The 18747-nt window shown below is 34.8% G+C and carries 10 protein-coding genes; 6 read left to right on the forward strand and 4 right to left on the reverse strand.

Annotated elements, in window-relative coordinates:
* Positions 1 to 3 precede the first annotated feature (3 nt).
* Together ACI5KZ_RS00660 and ACI5KZ_RS00665 are read right to left on the reverse strand one after the other, a co-directional pair.
* Positions 4 to 4374: a GEVED domain-containing protein gene (locus tag ACI5KZ_RS00660; protein ID WP_406846585.1), complete on the reverse strand. Its 4371-nt coding sequence runs from the start codon at positions 4372 to 4374 to the stop codon at positions 4 to 6.
* Between the two features lie 241 nt (positions 4375 to 4615).
* Positions 4616 to 10075 carry a fibronectin type III domain-containing protein gene (locus ACI5KZ_RS00665; protein WP_406846586.1) on the reverse strand — a complete coding sequence of 1820 codons (5460 nt, stop codon included), beginning with the start codon at positions 10073 to 10075 and terminating at the stop codon, positions 4616 to 4618.
* Positions 10076 to 10486: 411 nt separating this feature from the next.
* On the opposite strand from ACI5KZ_RS00665, the gene ACI5KZ_RS00670 reads away from it, so the two are divergent.
* From ACI5KZ_RS00670 to hemL, 3 genes are read left to right on the forward strand one after another with little or no spacing between them, the layout of a single operon-like run.
* Positions 10487 to 11383, forward strand: a complete 897-nt coding sequence (locus tag ACI5KZ_RS00670) for a 1-aminocyclopropane-1-carboxylate deaminase/D-cysteine desulfhydrase (RefSeq protein WP_406846587.1) — start codon at positions 10487 to 10489, stop codon at positions 11381 to 11383.
* A complete protein-coding gene (locus ACI5KZ_RS00675; protein ID WP_109307606.1) occupies positions 11383 to 12201 on the forward strand; it encodes a glucosaminidase domain-containing protein in 819 nt (272 codons plus the stop codon). The genes ACI5KZ_RS00670 and ACI5KZ_RS00675 overlap by 1 nt, the downstream gene beginning before the upstream one ends.
* A 15-nt stretch (positions 12202 to 12216) precedes the next feature.
* A complete protein-coding gene (gene hemL / locus ACI5KZ_RS00680; RefSeq protein WP_406846588.1) occupies positions 12217 to 13503 on the forward strand; it encodes a glutamate-1-semialdehyde 2,1-aminomutase in 1287 nt (428 codons plus the stop codon).
* Between the two features lie 50 nt (positions 13504 to 13553).
* Here the strand turns inward: hemL and ACI5KZ_RS00685 are convergent, their stop codons facing one another.
* Both ACI5KZ_RS00685 and ACI5KZ_RS00690 read right to left on the reverse strand, forming a co-directional pair.
* Complete coding sequence (locus tag ACI5KZ_RS00685; RefSeq protein WP_109307608.1) at positions 13554 to 14000, reverse strand: hypothetical protein; 447 nt, start codon at positions 13998 to 14000, stop codon at positions 13554 to 13556.
* Positions 14001 to 14064: 64 nt separating this feature from the next.
* A complete protein-coding gene (locus tag ACI5KZ_RS00690) occupies positions 14065 to 15054 on the reverse strand; it encodes a hypothetical protein (RefSeq protein WP_109307609.1) in 990 nt (329 codons plus the stop codon).
* 184 nt (positions 15055 to 15238) lie between these two features.
* Here ACI5KZ_RS00690 and ACI5KZ_RS00695 point away from each other — a divergent pair, with 184 nt between their 5' ends.
* The 3 genes from ACI5KZ_RS00695 (at position 15239) to ACI5KZ_RS00705 (ending at position 18550) form a co-directional block, all read left to right on the forward strand.
* A complete protein-coding gene (locus ACI5KZ_RS00695) occupies positions 15239 to 15838 on the forward strand; it encodes a SprT-like domain-containing protein (protein WP_109307610.1) in 600 nt (199 codons plus the stop codon).
* Positions 15839 to 15890: 52 nt separating this feature from the next.
* Positions 15891 to 16970: a mannose-1-phosphate guanylyltransferase gene (locus tag ACI5KZ_RS00700; protein WP_109307611.1), complete on the forward strand. Its 1080-nt coding sequence runs from the start codon at positions 15891 to 15893 to the stop codon at positions 16968 to 16970.
* 92 nt (positions 16971 to 17062) lie between these two features.
* Positions 17063 to 18550 (forward strand): DUF389 domain-containing protein, encoded by a 1488-nt coding sequence (locus tag ACI5KZ_RS00705; RefSeq protein ID WP_109307612.1) that lies wholly within the window; start codon positions 17063 to 17065, stop codon positions 18548 to 18550.
* Positions 18551 to 18747 lie beyond the last annotated feature (197 nt).

Consider the following 18747-nt stretch of genomic DNA (forward strand, 5'->3'; position numbering starts at 1 on the left):
TTGTTATTTTAAAATGATTTTTTGAGTTTTCTGAAGTCCATTTGCTAGTGTCACTTTAACAATATAAGCTCCTGAAGGATTTTTAATCTCGTTAAAGATCATTTCAGATTTAAGAATGTTTTTATTGTCAATAATCACCCTTCCTAATACATCATACACAACAACATCTTTTATAACATCTTTAGCAGAGGTTATTTTAATGTAATTGTTTTTAGGTGCAGTGATGCTTAAATCTTTAATATCATTAAATTCCTCTGTACTTAGAATACTATTATTATAACGTAATACAAAGCGGTTATCTAATACGCCAGTTTCAGCATTAAAGCTGTACGGTTGGTTACGTAAATTATGTATGATATTTAATTCTAAGTCTTCAAGAAAAATATCTTGAGATTCATCTTCAAATAAACCATCTACACTATGGATCGCGATGGTATAGTTACCAGCTACTGGAATTACTGCACCAATTGGCACTTGGTCTTCTGTATTGAATGGTAAAGGACGTCCTTGAATAAGCATACGGTCTTCATCTATTAAGGAAAACAAATTCATAGCATTGTTTTCTAATCCATACGCATCAAACATACGGTCTTTGGCAAGTGTAGCGCCTTCAATGTAACCAATTAGGCTAGTAGCCGTTTGATTGGTTGGTGAAATGATACTTAACCAAATTCTATGTCTTTCAATCTCATTTTCAGTTCTTGTTTGAGTGGTTCTGTAAAATTCACCATTATCATAAGATTTATGTCTCATGGTATTGTTGAAATTAACATCTGCATCTGCAGCACCATGATTCATCATGACGAAAAACCCTTGTCCGGAAGCAATGTTTCCACCATAGGTACCAGCTCCCGAAGAGGAACCAGAAGAATTATAAGTAACGTAATCATTCACATTATAACTATATTCATAATCCTCATAGAACGGTGGTAAATTTGTTGTGTTGATTTGTGTGCCATGCGTCCAAATATGGACTGCTCCTTCAATATTTGGATTAGCACTTAAAAAGGCTATAGCATCTATGGCTGATGGATAAGGGTTCCCAATAAGGTTCCAGTTGTCATCGTTTCTTGTAACCAAAGTAGCTGAAGGCCCCGTGTAGTCACCACCATTATAGGTGCCGCTTGCAATAGGTGTATTAATATTACCATTGTTAAATACCCCTCTAAACGTTGTATTTACAGGTGTATCTGCTGTGCTATCGCTATTATTAGTTCCAGCACGAACAATATAACCTTTACCAAGAGTCATGTTTCCAGAGGCATAGGTCCAATCTCCAAAGCCATTTGTGTTACTTCCAACCGTAGGGATCCATTGCCACCTGTAATAATAAGGAGTTCCAGAAGAAATTCCTGAAAGATCAAACGCGTCTACAGGTGAGGTCCAGTAAATATAATCTGTATCTCGAACATTGGCAGAATTTCTTTTAACATCACCAATACCGGTATTTATTACAGGATCTATTTGGATTAAACTACCACCGCTTTCGATTTCAAAAAGCCCTCCTGTTCTAATATCGGAAAAATTAACAATGGTTAAGGTGCCATTTGGTTGAATAAACAATTCTCCGCCATTTTTAACTGTGACGTTTCTAGCGTCTCCATCTGTTGTACCATTAATAATACTTCTGTAAGTATCTGGTATAATGACACAATTATCAGAGCTTGGCACCCCATTTGGGAACCAGTTATCAGGATCGTTCCAGTTGTTATTTGTTCCTTTAAAATATTTTGTTTTGTTGTTAATTGGTACTACTGTAGAAACCGAACATCCGTTATTTAAAATGGCAGAAGCTGTAAATGAAAAGTTTTGATTCTCTAATTGTGCTGGTGTTGGTTTTACATAAATAGTTGCTAGTGGTGCACTTGTTCCAGAAATATAAGGAATAGTTGCAGCCGCATCAGAGTATGCATCTGCCGTAGTCGTCCAATCGAAAGCTGAATCTAACGGTTTTTCACCATATATTTTGATGTTATCGATGGCAACACCATCAGTCCATCCTTCGGAATGGTAATAAAACGATACACGTATTGTGTTAAATGAAGGACCCACATGAGCCGATAAATCAACTGTTTTTGTTTCAAAATCTGTTCCCACACCAATATCTGCATCGTCATATTGCTCTACTTGAGTCCAAGCACCTCCATCCACAGATACTCTAATTCTTACATAATCATCATCTACTGCTCCATCTCCATTAGTTACCTCATAATAATCAGAATAATACATGTCAAATTCTAAAAATAAATTTAAAAAATCTGTGGTCGTTACCGTAGGGGATCTTAAATCGTTATCTAGATTGATACCTACTCCAGTATAAAAATCTGAATTAGACATAACAAAGTGATTGACACCTAAACCAGAGGCAATGGCAGGATACCAAGTTCTTCCAACAGGGATATAAGTGTTTGCGCGTTGTGTCCATTCTGTTCTAGCATCCGTAACATTTGGCTGTACCTGAGTAAATGTACTTAAGCCAGTACCTTCAAAATCTTCATCTAATAGAATGATACTTTCTTTATCTCCCGAAGCTGCTATTTCAACAATGGTATCTTCTCCACAAAGGGTTGGCGTATTTGGTGTAAACGTTAAGGTGGCTACCGGATTTATTTTAGCCACAATTTCTTTACGTGCTAAAGATTCGCAACCATTAACAGCAGTAACCCAATAACTAGTTGTTGTACTGATGCTTGGTGTTGTCCAATTGCCTGTTGGCGTGCCTCCAGGAGTTGAAAACGTAGGGGCAGGAGATAATGGGGAGCCACCTGTTTTATTAGCATACACCCTAAAAGACGTTACACCAGCAGAACCTTCAAATTCTAAATCTACCGTTTGGTTGCTGCCACAAGCCTCGCCATTGGCAATATCTGTAATGATGTTCGTGCAATTAGGGACTACTTCGAATAAATAATCTTCGGTTTCACCATTATAATTTAGATTACCGCATGGTCCAAAAGTAGATGTTCCTCCATAGGCACTTCCTCGAATGCGTACTCTGTAATTTCCTAGAGCTTGTCCAGATGGGATAATAAAACCAAAGGTTGTATTTATTACTGCACTACTACCTGGGTTGTATATCTCTTCGGCAGCTGTGTTTCCAAAAACACCATTTCTATCCCAGTCTACCCATGCTTTAATATGCATGTTAGTAGCTCCTTCAAATTCTACATATATATTCACACCTTCTCCTTGTGCTTGTTGACTAACATCTGTTAATCCTGTAAAATCCTGATAACCTCTAGGAGAGTTAGAATAGGTAGATGTATTTGTGGTATTGTTTAATGTACCTACAAAACTGACTTCCTGTAAGTATGAACTACTTTGATTACCACTACCAACAGAAGGTGTGCAATACGTTACTGCGCTTGTTGCTTGGTTTCCAGTTAAAGGCGATGATGTTAAATAATCTGGTCCGCCAGAACAGGCACTATTAAAACTATAAATAAAGAAATAATAAGTGGTTGATGCAGCAAGACCAGTCGCATTAAAGTTGGTGTTACCATCGTTATCTACAACCGTGGCTCCACTTACGGTATTACCAACTGCATAGGTGTTTCCATCTACAGGACCTGGTGAAGGTGTTGTGCCAGACGTGTTCATTAAAATTAAATAGTTATCTGGAGCAGGCGATGCTGCTGAAAAGCTTCCAGCTATTGTGTTTGCTGTTACCGAACCAAATGTTAAGCCTGTAGCTTGAGCTGTTGGTTGGGAGCAAGCTACTGCTGCTGTCCCTTTTACTACAATATCATCAACTATAAAACTAGGGTAATTCCTTACAGAGCCATCATTTTGCCAATAAAATCCTAAATAAAATTGTTGACCATCCACTTCTGAGATGTCTAAGTTTGTAATGGTTTGCGTTGTGTTTTGTCCTACATACGCACCTGAGTTAGCAAATATAGTCCAATTAGTACCATCAAGAGAATAAGCAATTTGACCATAATCATATCCGGTTTCACCTTGGCAAATCCATCTAAAATCTAAAGTAATAGCATTATAACCCGTAGCATTAATTAGGGGAGAGCTTGCAATATTTTCTTGATCATTATTATTATATTGAGGTCTAGGTGAAGCTGTAGTTGGTGTGTTTTGGCTAATTGCCATGGAGTAATTGCCACCAATAATAGCACTATATGTATTATTAAGTACCCACCATTTATTATCATCTGAACCTCCGAATTCAATATTATCCCAGCCTAAATACCCGCCATCAATAGGATTCTGACTACCTGAAGCTCCTTCAAAATTTTCTGAGAAAATAGTGGTTTGTGTAAACCCATTAATTGAGAATAATAGAAATAAAATTAAGAATAAAGTTTTAACATTTGCACTTATGGCATGCGCAATCCCTGAATGAATGTACAGTTGTTTCATAATATTTGGGGTCTTATAATTGACTAAATGTTTAATTAACGACACTTATTGTTAGGTTGCATCTTGTTAATTAATAGACAAATATAAATAAAAAATACATTTAAACTAATAAATCGAACACTTTATCGATAAAATACTTTATTTGTATTCTGTCTAAATAATAAAATTTCAAAAATAAGCGTAAAAAAAGCCCAATAATTTTTAATTATTGGGCTTTGATGTTTTATGTTATTATAATTCTTTACTGTTTCATGACGACTTTTTGTGTTTTCTGTAAGCCATTATTTAATGTAGCTTTTACAAACAGAACGCCATCGGAATGATTTATATTGTTTATTATTAATTCCATTTCATTTATGTTGTGGTTGTTGTATAAAAGCCTTCCTAAGACATCGTAAATAGTGACAGATTTAATAGTTTCTGTTCCAGAAGTTACTTTGATATAATTATTATTGGGTGCAGAAATAACGAAACCATCTAACATGCTTACTTCCTCAATATTTAAATAATTATTGGTATAGCGTAAAATAAAGCGATCGTTAAAGGTGCCTTCTTCTGTATTGAAGCTATAAGGCGCGACTCTTAAATTGTGAATGATTCCAAGATAGGTGTCTTCTAAATAAATATCTTGAGCATCTGTTTCAAATAAACCATCTAACGAATTAATAGCTATGGTGTAATTTCCTGTTTCAGGAACAACAAGACCTAGAGGTACCATATCTGTTTCTTCAAAAGGAAGTGCTCTTCCTTGAATAGACATTTTTTCCTCATTGATTAATGAATAAAAGCTAATTGCGGAACCTGCAAATTCATAGCCATCATAAAGTCGGTCGTTATCATTTGTAGCACCTTCCACATAACCAACCAAGATTGATGTTCCTATTTCATTAGGATCTATGAGGTCTAACCAAATTCTATGTCGTTCCATGTTTGTAGAACTACTATTAGAGTTATTGGTTCTATAAAACTGACCATTGTCATATGTTGGATGACGCATGGTGTTATTGAAGATAACATCCTCAGAAACTCCAGTGCCGTCTACATCATCTAACATCAGGACAAAAAAGGCTTGTCCAGCTGCAATATCACCATTAAACCCTGGAGGATTAGATCCTGTGTAATTGTTATCGATATAATCATCACTATAATTATATAGGAAATCGTAATAGAATGGACTATTAGGATTGACTGGAGCAGATTGATGTGTCCAAAAGTAAATAGTTCCATCAATATGAATATTAGCACTCAAAAAGTCAGTATATGAAATTGCTGAAGGATACGGATTACCAATTAGATTCCAGTTGTCGTCTTCGTTAGTCGCCTGAACATCACCAGGAGCTGTATAAGGTCCAGTAATATGTGTGCCTCTAGTAATGGGAGTAGTTATAGCACCATTTTGAGGTTTTCCAGAAAACTGAGTGGTGTTTGCAGGGATAGGACTTGTAGACTGGAGTCCTCTAACGATATATCCTTTACCATTTTCCATTAAACCAGAAGCAGGAATCCAATCGCCATGGGTGATACCATTTAATGTGGGATTCCACACGTAAATAAGTTCGCCTGTTGCATCTGAAATATCTGTCACACTAAAGTCGTTATCTGTTGGTGACGACCAATAGATGTAATCGTAACCATTTACACCACCTGGAACGGTTCGTTGCATATTAATAACACCATTACCAGTATTGTTATTCACGTTTGGAGCCCCATCCGTAACTTGAATTAAGCTGCCAGAATCTCTAATATCAATAGTTCCATCTAGATGGATCCAATCGGTTACTACTAGTTCTGTATCTGAAGCTATTTCTAGTCTTGCAGTTGGTGCCACAGTTAAGTTTAGAGCGAATCCAATAATGGAAGGTGGAAGAGGAATTGTAGTTAAACCAACAGCTTCATCTACTATTGGAAAATCTACATTTGAAACGGCTATATCTGGTATTAATACGCAGTCACTAGCTGTTGGAATTCCGTTTGGTTCCCAGTTGCCATCCACATACCAGTTGTTATCAATATAGCCCATCCATGTTTTACTTGATTGGGTAACAACAACATCGTCGGTTAATGTTACAGGAGCGCCACAAATAGTATAAGTTGCAACAGCTGTATAGGTGTCTGGGGTTGTAACGGTTAATGTTGGGCCTGTGCCTATAGATGTTCCTCCAACACCACCATTACTGTCAGAATACCAAGTAATACTATTATGATTAATTACAGCTCCATCTGGTGTAAAACGCCATGCTTCATTAAAAGTTTCCCAGTTAGGGTCTATACCATTTCTGCAAGGTGCAACTGCAAATTCATTCGCTGGATTGCCTGGGTTATTATCCACATTGTTCCCTTGAATCCCTACTGTAGCATTACCATCATTCCATATTGAAGTGCCATTATTTTCAAGACGTTTTTCTTCAATAAAGACCTCTATAATATTTGTTGTTTCATGTAGAATTATCATGCCCGTGTAAAAAGTAGAACTATCACCAAACATAGGTATGTTATTCCAAGATACTTGAAGCTGTCTACATGGTTCTGTACCAATAACTCTACTTTTAATTGGTGTGCCTGTCATGCCCGTTGGGTCGATATCATGATAAACTCCATAGATGGTGTGTTCGAATAGACTATTTACTGTGCTAGGTAAGTTGTTACTATATTGCCATCCAGAACCTTGCCCTGGAGATGGAAGAGCTGTTCCTGTATTGTTGTCAAAATCGAATGTAATCAACCCATTGGCACCAACTAAAGTTTCATCGTAGCATTGGTTATAAAAGTTAAAATTAAATGGGATAGGGGTTGCAGCATCTGCCCATACGTCATCTGTAGTAATTACCTGAGGGACACCATTACCGAAAATCGGAAAATCATATTCTGGTACTGGATTCGGATAGGTTATTTTTTCTACTATATAACTGGTTGTTTGTTTTAAGTTAGAGTGAGCCTCTAATGTAATTGTAGGGTTCGAGCAGTCTAGACCAAAGCTTGGATCAGGATTAAACGGATCTGCAGTAAATGGATCGACCCCAACTTCGCCTACAATAATAGGGCATACTGTTGGAGTGTTAACAGTATCTGAACAGCCTGTTGTGAAGGTTGTTGTAATCCAGACGCCATTATCTACAGCATTACAGACACCTCTTACAAATACATAATAAGTGGTTCCGGCTAGTAATCCTGTTAAATTTACACTGTTTCCTGCAGTAGTACCAGTAATATCTCCTGCTGGAGTAGAAGTAGAATTGTCAGTTGAAATAATATATTCATAACCATTACCAGGTAAAGGTGAAGCGTGTGTCCAATTAATGGTAGCTGTGGTTGTTGTGCTTGAGACAGCTGTTAATGCTTGTGGGTTTGCAGTACAATTTAAAGGAGTGATGGTAATTAGATAATCTTCAGCTTCTCCATAGGATATATTGCCACAAGCTGGGGGGCTTGTATCGAATTCACTTGACCTTATGCGCATAACATGAGTACCTGCAGTTCCTCCAGGAATTGTAAAACTACCCGTAGCAGCTGTAACATATGCGCCACTAGCATAAACGAGTTCTGCTGCTGTAAAGTTTGAATCATCATCCCAATCTACCCAAATATTAAAGCCATAAGTCCAAATTGTTGGAGCCATATTTACAGTAAAATTGACTATACCTCCTTCAGATTGACTGACTGTTAATGGGCCACCTGGAGCTTGAGAATAGTTACTATACCCTGAAGCTGTGATTCCTCCACCTGTACCTAGATTATTTATATTTGATGCTCCATCGCCAGTAGCAGTGAAATTATTAATGTATTCTGAATTATAAGTTGAAGTAGGAGAGCATGTTGTTGTGGTTGCAGTTGTAGTTGGGGTAGAATTACCATAAGCAGGACCTGCACATGCTGCCGTGTTATTAAAAGAATACACCCAAAAGTAATATTGTGTATTAGAGTTTAATCCATTAGCTATAAAGTTTGTGTTTCCATCTGTATCTATTACAGTAGCACCTAAAGCGGTGTTTCCAATTCCATATACTGTACCATCAACAGGAGCTGATGGTGGCGTGCCAGTTGTGTTCATTAATACTAGATAGTTGTTTGCTCCAGATCCTGTAAAGGTTCCTGCAATAGAGTTGTCTGTTACAGTGCCTATTGTTAGGTTTGTTGGAGAATTAGGCATAGTACATGGTGGAGGTGTGTATACACAAATATCGAAGGTCCCATTATTGTCATTTCCATATTCCCAGACTCTAATATAAATAGTATCTCCTGGATTTAGTCCAGATCTGTTTATATAAGACATAGCACCATTAGTACTTCCATCATCATCACACTCAATAGAATTAAGAGTTAAACTACCAGGACAAGATCCAGTTGCAGAATAGATTTCCATTCCGGAATCCGTAATAACACCAGTATCAGTATCGATAATTAGTGTTCCGTTAGCTGGAACAACAGCTGTAAACCACACATCGCCACCCGAATAAAAACTACAAGTAGGAGCTGGAACGCCAGCTGTAGCTGTAGCATATTCATTGGTGTAAGTTGCAAATGAGCATGAGCTACCTACTGTTAATGGGATGGCATTACAAGGCTCGTCGTTTCCTGGTACTGTTATTGGATCTGTTGTAAATATTATAGGACCATTGATAGTGCTGAAATTACCTGAATTACAAATACTTCTTATAAATACATAATAGGTAGTATTTGGTGTTAATCCTACAATATTTGCAGTTGTTATTCCAGCTCCAGTTGTTCCAATAATATCATTGCCTGGAGTTGTACCAGAATTATCCAGAGAAACAGCGTATTGATATCCTGTAGATGGTGCAGGAACTGCTGCATTCCAGTTAATAGTTGCAGTCGAGGTTAATACATTTGTTGCAGCTGTTAATGTAGGTTCATTACAAGGTGCTGGAATACCACAAACAGAAGCCTCCCATCCGGGACGGGTGTTGGAGCCATCACTATCAAATTCAAATGTTAAGGTTTGCGTAGCATGAGTTGATGTAAATGGTCCTATAGATCCTAAATTACCTGAAAATGGCGATCCTGCTACTTGAGGGGATCCAGCATTTGGCCCATCATAAACATATAAAAAATCCCAGCCATTTTCTAAATTAAAAGCAGTAAACGTTGCTGTAACTGGTCCTCCATCTGGGTAAAATGTCCATGTTTCCAGTTCATTATTGCTATAATTGTTACCTGGGCCACCAGTGTCGTAGAAGTTAGTAGTTGTTCCTGCGCAAGATACTGTAGAATCGTAAACGCATATGGTTCCAGTTGTGCTATTCGTTCCTGCGTTATTACTTCTCATTATTCGGAGGTAATAGGTTGTACTTGGAGTAACCGCAATATTTACTAATGAAGGCTCTCCTGCAGTAACTGTATCTTGAGCGCAATACTCTTCAGTTAATCCAGTACAAACACCACTATATAAAGCAATAGAAATTCTTCTGTTTCCAACACAATTTATTGTAATATTTGTTGTTGAAGTGCCAGTAGTAAAAGAAAACCAGCCATCTCTATAAGAAGTAGCGCAAGAAGGGCTAGCCATAGAGTTTGAAAGCCCGGTAATATTATAAGGTGTTGTTGTACAACTTGTTTCTATTGTTAGTGTTGTAGACCCACTGCAAATGTCTCCTTGCCCAAATCCACTAAAGGAAATTAAAAAACATAATAGGGTAAAGACATGTAATGTGTTTGTTTTTAGACTGAAGTATTTTTTTTTCATATGCTATTCTATTAGTTTATTAACAAGGTTGATCTTGTTTGTAATAATTTTTAGGGAAAATTCAGCAACAATTACGGTCGCTATTTATAACTAATAGATGAGCTTCTGTAGATTTTGGGGGAATCTTGAAAAAAAATATAAAATTTTTAATGTTTTAATTTATAAACAGATAATAATGCATGAATTTAACACTTCTTTTAAATGATATGTCGATTAATCTGTAATTTTATTAAACATTTGTTAACATAAAAATGAGCTTTTTTTTCGACTAGTTATTTATGCTATTAAATTTTTCGATAAACGGTATAGTAATCAAGTTAATATGTAAGAATGAAGTTTCAATATTTTCTTTTTCTATTTGGTAAGTTGCAATTAGCTATGACTATCTTTGTGATGCAGATGTGAAAAGTTATGATTAGTATAAAAAATAAATCGAATATTTTTTTAAATGAAACTCTTACTATAAAACCAGATTACTTAAACCATCCTTTTGTTTCTGGAAATAAATTACGAAAATTAAAATATAACCTTCTTATTGCTAAACAATTAAATTATTCTGTATTGCTAACTTTTGGAGGCGCTTATTCCAATCATATTGCAGCAGTTGCAGCTGCAGGGCATGAATTTGGTTTTAAAACCATTGGTGTTATTAGAGGAGATGAGTTATCGGCTAAAATTTCAGAAAATCCAACTTTAACTTTTGCGAAAAATCAAGGCATGGAATTTTACTTTATTTCTAGAGAGACTTATAAAGAAAAGACGACTGAAACTTTTATAGATGCGTTGAAAATTAAGTTTGGAGATTTCTATTTAATACCAGAAGGAGGCACTAATAATTTAGCAGTAAAAGGCTGTGAAGAGATTTTAACACGTGACGATAATTCCTTCGATTATATATGTTGTCCAGTAGGCACTGGTGGTACGATTAGCGGCTTAATTAATTCAAGCAACAATTCGCAAAAAATTCTAGGTTTTCCATCGTTAAAAGGTGACTTTTTACGAGAAGAAATTGGTAAATTTGCACAGAATAAACATTGGGATTTAATCCAAGATTATCATTTGGGGGGTTATGCTAAAATAAATACCGATTTAATTAGTTTTATTAATTGGTTTAAAGCCACCTATCATATTCCATTAGATCCAATATATACTGGAAAGATGATGTTTGGAATTTTTGATTTATTGAAACAAGGTTATTTTCCAAAGGGTTCTAAAATTCTTGCTATTCATACAGGTGGATTGCAAGGAATTGAAGGAATGAATAAAATATTGAGACGTAAAAATTCACCAATAATTAATTTAGATTAATGAGAAAACTCATCCTTATTTTTGTGTTAAGTGTTTTTGCTTTTAGTTGTGGTACCAGCAAAAAAACAAGTTCAAAACGTTCAAAAAGCAAAACAAAGACCGAACGTGTAGTAAAAGATACTAGAACGCAGCCCACTGTTTCAAAAGAAACAGAACCTGTTATTGTGGTTGAGGAAACTCCTGTAAAAATTCCTAATTCTACGAATGAATATATCGCTTTGTTTAGTGATATTGCTCAAGAAGAAATGCGCTTATATAAAATTCCAGCAAGTATAACCTTAGCCCAAGGTATTTTAGAATCAGCTTCAGGTAAAGGCCGTTTGGCAGTTGAAGCTAATAATCATTTTGGGATAAAATGTCACGGATGGACTGGTGCTAAAATTTATCATGATGATGATGCTTCTCAGGAGTGTTTCAGGAAATACAATGATGCTAAATACTCTTATAGAGATCATTCTTTATTTTTAACAGGACGATCTCGTTATCAAAAACTATTTCAATTAGATATTGACGATTATAAATCTTGGGCAAAAGAATTACGAGCTGCAGGTTATGCTACAGATAGAAAATATCCTGATAAATTAATTAGTTTGATAGAACGATATCAGTTATATACCTATGATGATGCTGTTTTAGGAGATAAGAAAACAAATAGAACAACTGTAAAAGCTGAAAACACTCACTTGATCAATAAAGGAGATACTTTGTATTCATTGTCTAAAAGATATAATACGACAGTTGAGGAGTTAAAAAAAATAAATAATCTACGTACTAATGATTTAACTATAGGAAATGTGCTAATAGTTAAATCGAATTAATATCAAAGAATTTTCATGTTATATAAAAGAAGTAGTGCTTTGTTTGCAGAGGCAGAGACGGTTATTCCTGGTGGTGTTAATTCGCCAGTAAGAGCATTTAAAGCTGTTGGAGGAACTCCTATTTTTATTAAAAAAGCCAAAGGCGCTTATTTAATAGATGAAGATGATAATCAATACATTGACTATATTAATTCTTGGGGACCTATGATACTTGGACATGCACATAAACCTGTGGTTGATGCTGTAATTGAAAAAACAAAATTAGGGACCTCATTTGGTACACCTACTGAAATTGAAACAAAAATAGCTCAATTGGCAGTTTCTATGGTTCCAAATATTGATAAAATTAGGTTTGTGAATTCGGGTACCGAAGCTTGTATGAGTGCTGTTAGACTAGCTAGAGGATACACAGGAAAAGATAAGATTATAAAATTTGCAGGTTGCTACCATGGCCATAGCGATTCGTTCTTAATTCAGGCAGGAAGTGGCGCAGTAACTTTTGGAAGCCCTAATAGCCCTGGAGTTACAAAAGGAACGGCACAAGATACTTTGTTGGCAAGATTTAACGATTATAAACATGTAGAATCTATTGTTGAATCTAATAAAGGTGAAATTGCTTGTATTATCTTAGAGCCTGTTGCAGGTAATATGGGTTGTATTCCTCCAGGCGAAATGTTTTTGCAAAAGTTAAGAAACTTATGTACTGCCAATGATATTTTATTGATTTTCGATGAGGTTATGACGGGCTTTAGATTGGCTAAAGGAGGTGCTCAAGAACTATTTGGTGTTGCAGCAGATTTAGTTTGTTTTGGAAAAGTTATAGGTGGTGGCTTGCCAGTAGGTGCATTTGCAGGAAGAGCAGAAATCATGAACCATTTAGCACCTCTTGGACCTGTTTATCAAGCAGGAACATTGAGTGGTAATCCATTAGCAATGGCTGCAGGATTAGCAATGTTGGCAGAATTGAATGAAGACAAAGCCATTTATAATCGATTAGCTGAAAAAACGGCTTATTTGCATAAAGGATGTGAAGAGGTATTAAATAAACATAAAATTGCACATACAATAAACAGAATTGGGTCGATGATTTCAATTCATTTTTCAGATACAGATGTGGTAGATTTTGAATCTGCTGCTAATGGAAATAATGATAGATTTAAATCTTTTTTCCACGGCATGTTAAACGAAGGTGTTTACATAGCCCCAAGTGCCTTTGAAACTTGGTTTATTACAGATGCTTTAAGTTATAAAGATTTAGACAGAACCATTGCGGCCTGTGATAAAGTTTGTAGTTCATTATAAAAAAAAAGCTGTTTAAGATGTCATTCTTAAACAGCTTTTTAATTTTGCTATTATTCTTTGTGTTTCATTTGCTTTTTTTGATGCACTCTAGTTTTTTTACTGTCTCTTCTTTCACTACTTATTTTTTCCCACTTGTCGTATTGCTGATCATTTAAAATGCTTTTCATTCTTTTCTTCATTTCAATCTGACGGTCTAATTGTTCATTTTTCATATTAAGACGGTCTTCTTTTGAAGGTTTTACTTTTTGTGAAGCTTCTGTAGCACTTTTTTTAGATTCATATTTAGCTTTACGTTCTTTAGCATTTTCTAGATTTAATTGCAGCACTTGTTTTTGTTGTGCTTCTGTTAGATCTAAATCTAAAGTCATTTGTTTTGTTTGAACTTGAGCTATTTCTTCAGGTGTGTAATCCTGCATTTTATTAGCTATTTCTTTTTTTTGTTGTGCATTCGCTAAAAAACTTAGCGAAATGAATGCGATTGCCATTACTTTTTTCATCTTGTATTTTTTTAGAATTATAACTATAAGACCTAATAAATGGCAAAAGGTTTAAAATGAGTGCTTACAGAGAATCTAAGTACTGACTAACTAAATCATAACCTTCTGGGTGTAATATGGTAGTTCCAATTAAAGGCATGGTAAATCCTTGGTAATAAAAAGACATTCTGGCATCAATATTTATCCTATCTTCAAAAATATAAGAATCAGCTAAAGGTGTTTCATAAGTTAACCTTAAGTAAGATTGATCTTGACAGAATCCACCATCAGAATGACAATGTGCACAATTCATATCGAAATAAGCTCTAGCACGTTCTTCTAAAGAATAATTTACTGCATCTTCCCAATTTGGCAACACGCCAACTTGAGAGGCATCTGTTAGATTTGTTAAATAGTTATTAGAAATCCAATCTTCTAATTGGTGGTTGCTGTTAATTGATCTTAGTTTTGGTCCAATAGGTTTTATTATATTATTGCTATTGTGGCAATCGATACATTGTTGAGCAGAAGGTATTACATAATCTAAATTGACAGTTTCTCCATTTGTGTTTAAGTAACTTAATGGAACAGTACTGGTTGTGTTATCTAATACTGCATCTGTTTGTTCGGCATTCCATTTATAGTTTCCTAGTTCCCAAACACCATTTTGTTTAATTAAGATTCTGGTTTCAACTAATATTTTTCCTTCAGATTCGTCTCTTTCATTATTAAAATAATAAAAGGTTTTAGCGATTACGGTATTATCAGGAAAATTAGGAAAGCCATCATCAACATATTCCATAGATGTGCCTTCAGGTAATGCTATAAGACGTTGTTTGTGTGCGTAATCTGTAAAAAGAGGTGTGTTTAAGTCGTAAATAAAAGCACGATCACTTGGTGTTAAATCGGTTAAATTCTCTGTAAACAAATTGAGTTCAGATAGGTTTGGCAAAAACTCAGGAACTACTTCAGGTGTTGGTTCTGGTGGAATAGGCGAATAATACGTGTCGTCTGCATCTTCTGAGCAGGAAATAAAAAGGAAGCAAAGAGCTATCGAATAGATTAAATTTTTCATTGTAAGATTTGATATTTGGAAAAGTGAAAGTAATAAAAATGTTTTATCATCGATAAAAATTTCGATAAAAATCTGATTTATACTTTATAAGCTTCATTTTAGATGCCTTTATTTAATTTTTAAACATATAAACAAGACCAAAATATTAGCGTTTTTTAATTAAATAAAATCTTATTTTTGCTTTATGCCGAACACCCTACAACCTTTTCTCACAGACAAAGCATATCTTCAAGTACTAGCACTTTTACAAGACGATAACTTGTCGGTTAAAGTAAAAAAAGAAAGAAAAACAAGACATGGAGATTATAAACAATTACCAGACGGCACACATCAAATTACAGTAAATTCTAACTTAAATGTCTATCGGTTTTTAATTACATTAATTCACGAAATTGCTCATTTTGAAGCTTATAAAAGCTATGGAAGGTTTATAAAACCTCATGGGAAAGAGTGGAAATATACCTTTCAAAGACTTATGTTGCCATTTTTAAATCCAGATATTTTTCCAAATAACTTATTGCCTCTTTTAGCAAAACATTTTAAAAACCCAAAAGCAAGTAGTGATACAGATATTGCTTTGGCTTTGGCCTTAAAGCAGTTTGATGAACCTAATAATAAAACATATGTTTTTCAAATTCCTGTTGGAGCATCATTTAAACTTTATAATGGAAAAGTTTTTAAAAAAGGACAAACTCGTACAAAACGGATAGAATGTGTTGAAATAAGGTCAGGAAAATTGTATCTTTTCAACCCAAATGCAGAAGTAGAGTTGATAGAAGACTAATTCAAAATATATTATAAGCTTTCACTTTGGTGAAATGAAAATAACATTTTTAATGAATAAAAATTATTATGCCATACTAATGGCTGGAGGCGTAGGGTCTAGATTTTGGCCAGTAAGTACCCAAGATTTTCCTAAACAGTTTCACGACATGCTAGGGACTGGAGATACGTTAATCCAAAAAACGTTTCAAAGACTTTCTAAGCTTATTCCAAAAGAGAATATTTTTATTTTAACCAACGAGCGTTATAACGATTTGGTTTTCGAGCAATTGCCCGAAATTACTAATCGTCAGGTGGTTCTTGAGCCTGCTATGCGTAATACAGCACCTTGTATTTTATATGCTTCTTTAAAAATTCAGAAGGAAAACCCAGATGCTGTGATGATAGTTGCTCCAAGTGATCATTGGATTGAAGATGAAGACGCTTTTACAGATAATGTTCAGCAAGCTTTTGATTATTGTTCGGAAAATGATGCCTTAATGACTTTAGGTATCAAGCCTACTTTCCCAAATACGGGTTATGGCTATATTGAATACAATACCTCTTTTGAAACAGATATCAAACAAGTCGAACAGTTTAGAGAGAAACCAGATTATCAAACTGCAAAACAGTTTTTAGATCAAGGAAATTTTTTGTGGAATGCAGGGATTTTTATGTGGCATGTAAAGCATGTTGTTGCAGCTTTTAAAAAGAATCAAAAACAATTATTTCAACTTTTTGAAAAAGGAATTCCGGTTTATAATACAGATGGAGAAAGCGATTTTATAAATGAAAACTATGGATTAGCCGAAAACATTTCAGTGGATTATGCCATTATGGAATCTTCAAGAAATGTGTATGTTATTCCAGCAACATTCGATTGGAACGACCTAGGAACTTGGGGCAGCTTATACGATAAGCTAGATAAAGACCAGAATAAAAATGCAGTAGTAAACGCGAGAACGTTACTTGAAGATGCTACAGGGAATATGATTCGTACTCAAACAGATAAAGTTGTGGTTGTGGATGGGCTGAAAGACTTTATTATTGTTGATAAAGACGACGTTTTATTAATCTATCCAAAAGCGAAAGAGCAGGATATTAAAATGGTGCTTAATAAAGTAAAAGATGCCTTTGGCAATAATTTGGGCTAAGAACTAAAAGATATTCTATAAGTTACTATTACAATAAAATAATGAATCGGATTTTTATATATATTCGCTTGTTGTTATAAAACTAAAATTACATGGAAGAAAGTAAATTCAATTTTTCTGAAGAGGAAGCTAAAAAAGATCAAGCAGCCCAAGACGCTAAGAAAGATCAAGCTGTTGAAGAATCTAAAAATGCCGTAACGAAAGATGCTAAAGGCTTGTTTCAAAACATAAAAAAGTTTTTACAAGAGCTGCTAGATTTTAGAGAAGATACTGATAGAGACGAAACAATTGAAGCGATAAAAAAAGATATTTCTTTTAAAGGAGCTACAGCCTGGATTTTAGTTTGTTCCATTTTTGTAGCTTCCATTGGGTTGAATGCCAACTCTACAGCTGTTGTTATAGGAGCCATGTTAATTTCTCCCTTAATGGGGCCAATTTTAGGGATTGGATTATCGGTAGCTGTTAATGATATTGATACCATGAAGAGATCGTTAATTAATTTAGCAACCATGATTGTGCTAAGTTTATTAACAGCCTTTCTGTTTTTCTGGTTATTTCCATTAAGTGAAGATACCTCGGAACTTTTAGGAAGAGTGAAACCAGATATTAGAGATGTTTTAATTGCCTTTTTTGGTGGCTCGGCATTAATGATTGCACGTACCAAAAAAGGAACCATAGCCTCAGTTATTTTCGGTGTAGCCATTGCAACAGCATTAATGCCACCTTTATGTACTGCTGGATACGGATTAGCAAAAGCCAATTGGCCCTATTTTTTTGGTGCCATGTATTTGTTCACCATTAACACCATATTTATTGCCTTAGCTGGATTTATTGTTTTAAAAGTGTTGCGTTTTCCAATGCTTAAATATGCGAACTCTAAAAAACGAAAATTAATAGCTAGAATAGCTTCGTTGTTAGCTATAATTGTTATGATTCCTGCTGTCTGGACATTTATAGAAGTATTAAAAGAAAGTAATTTTCATGCAGATGCAAGAAGTTATGTGGATAGAGAATTGAATGGTTTGCCTCAATTTGAATACATAAAAAAGAATGTTATTTATAAGTATGACGAAGCAGGATCTTATATAGAATTCAATACGTATGGATTAGGCGAAGTACCACAGTCCACAATAGATGTTTTAAAACAGAAAAAAAACGCTTATCCTGCTTTAAAAGATACAAGGATTATCTTTAATCAAAGTAGAGCAGAACAATACGATAACATGAAATATATGGAGCAATTACGCTTTAGAGACTCTGTAGATCTCATATCTCAAACCCAAAAAATTGAATTTTTGGAAAATCGTGTAAAATCGCTTACAGCTTTAGAAAAAAACACCATTCCTTTTGATGATGTGGTTAAAGAAGTTCAAATTAATTATGAAAATTTATCGGCTTTTAGTTATGCCAATCTTATTAAAACTAATTTTAAAACGATTGATACAATACCCGAATTTCTAGTGACTTGGGATAAGGCAAAGGTGAAGGAACAGGATATTTCCAAAGAACAAGACAAATTAGAACGTTGGTTAAAAGTAAAATTGAAGTTAGATACTTTGGTTGTAAGACGCCAGAATTAATGGTATCATTATTTAGAAAAATCCGTCAAAAACTGATAACCGAAAATTAGTTCAATAAATACCTTTTGTATGCTATAGGTGAAATTGTTTTGTTGGTTATTGGAATTCTAATTGCGTTGTAAATTAATACCTGGAATAATGAACAGCAGAAACAGGAGTTAGAAGTCAAGATATTAAAAGAGATAGGTGCTAACCTT

Origin of the sequence: Xanthomarina sp. GH4-25 (assembly GCF_045363175.1) — a bacterium.
Lineage (GTDB): Bacteria > Bacteroidota > Bacteroidia > Flavobacteriales > Flavobacteriaceae > Xanthomarina.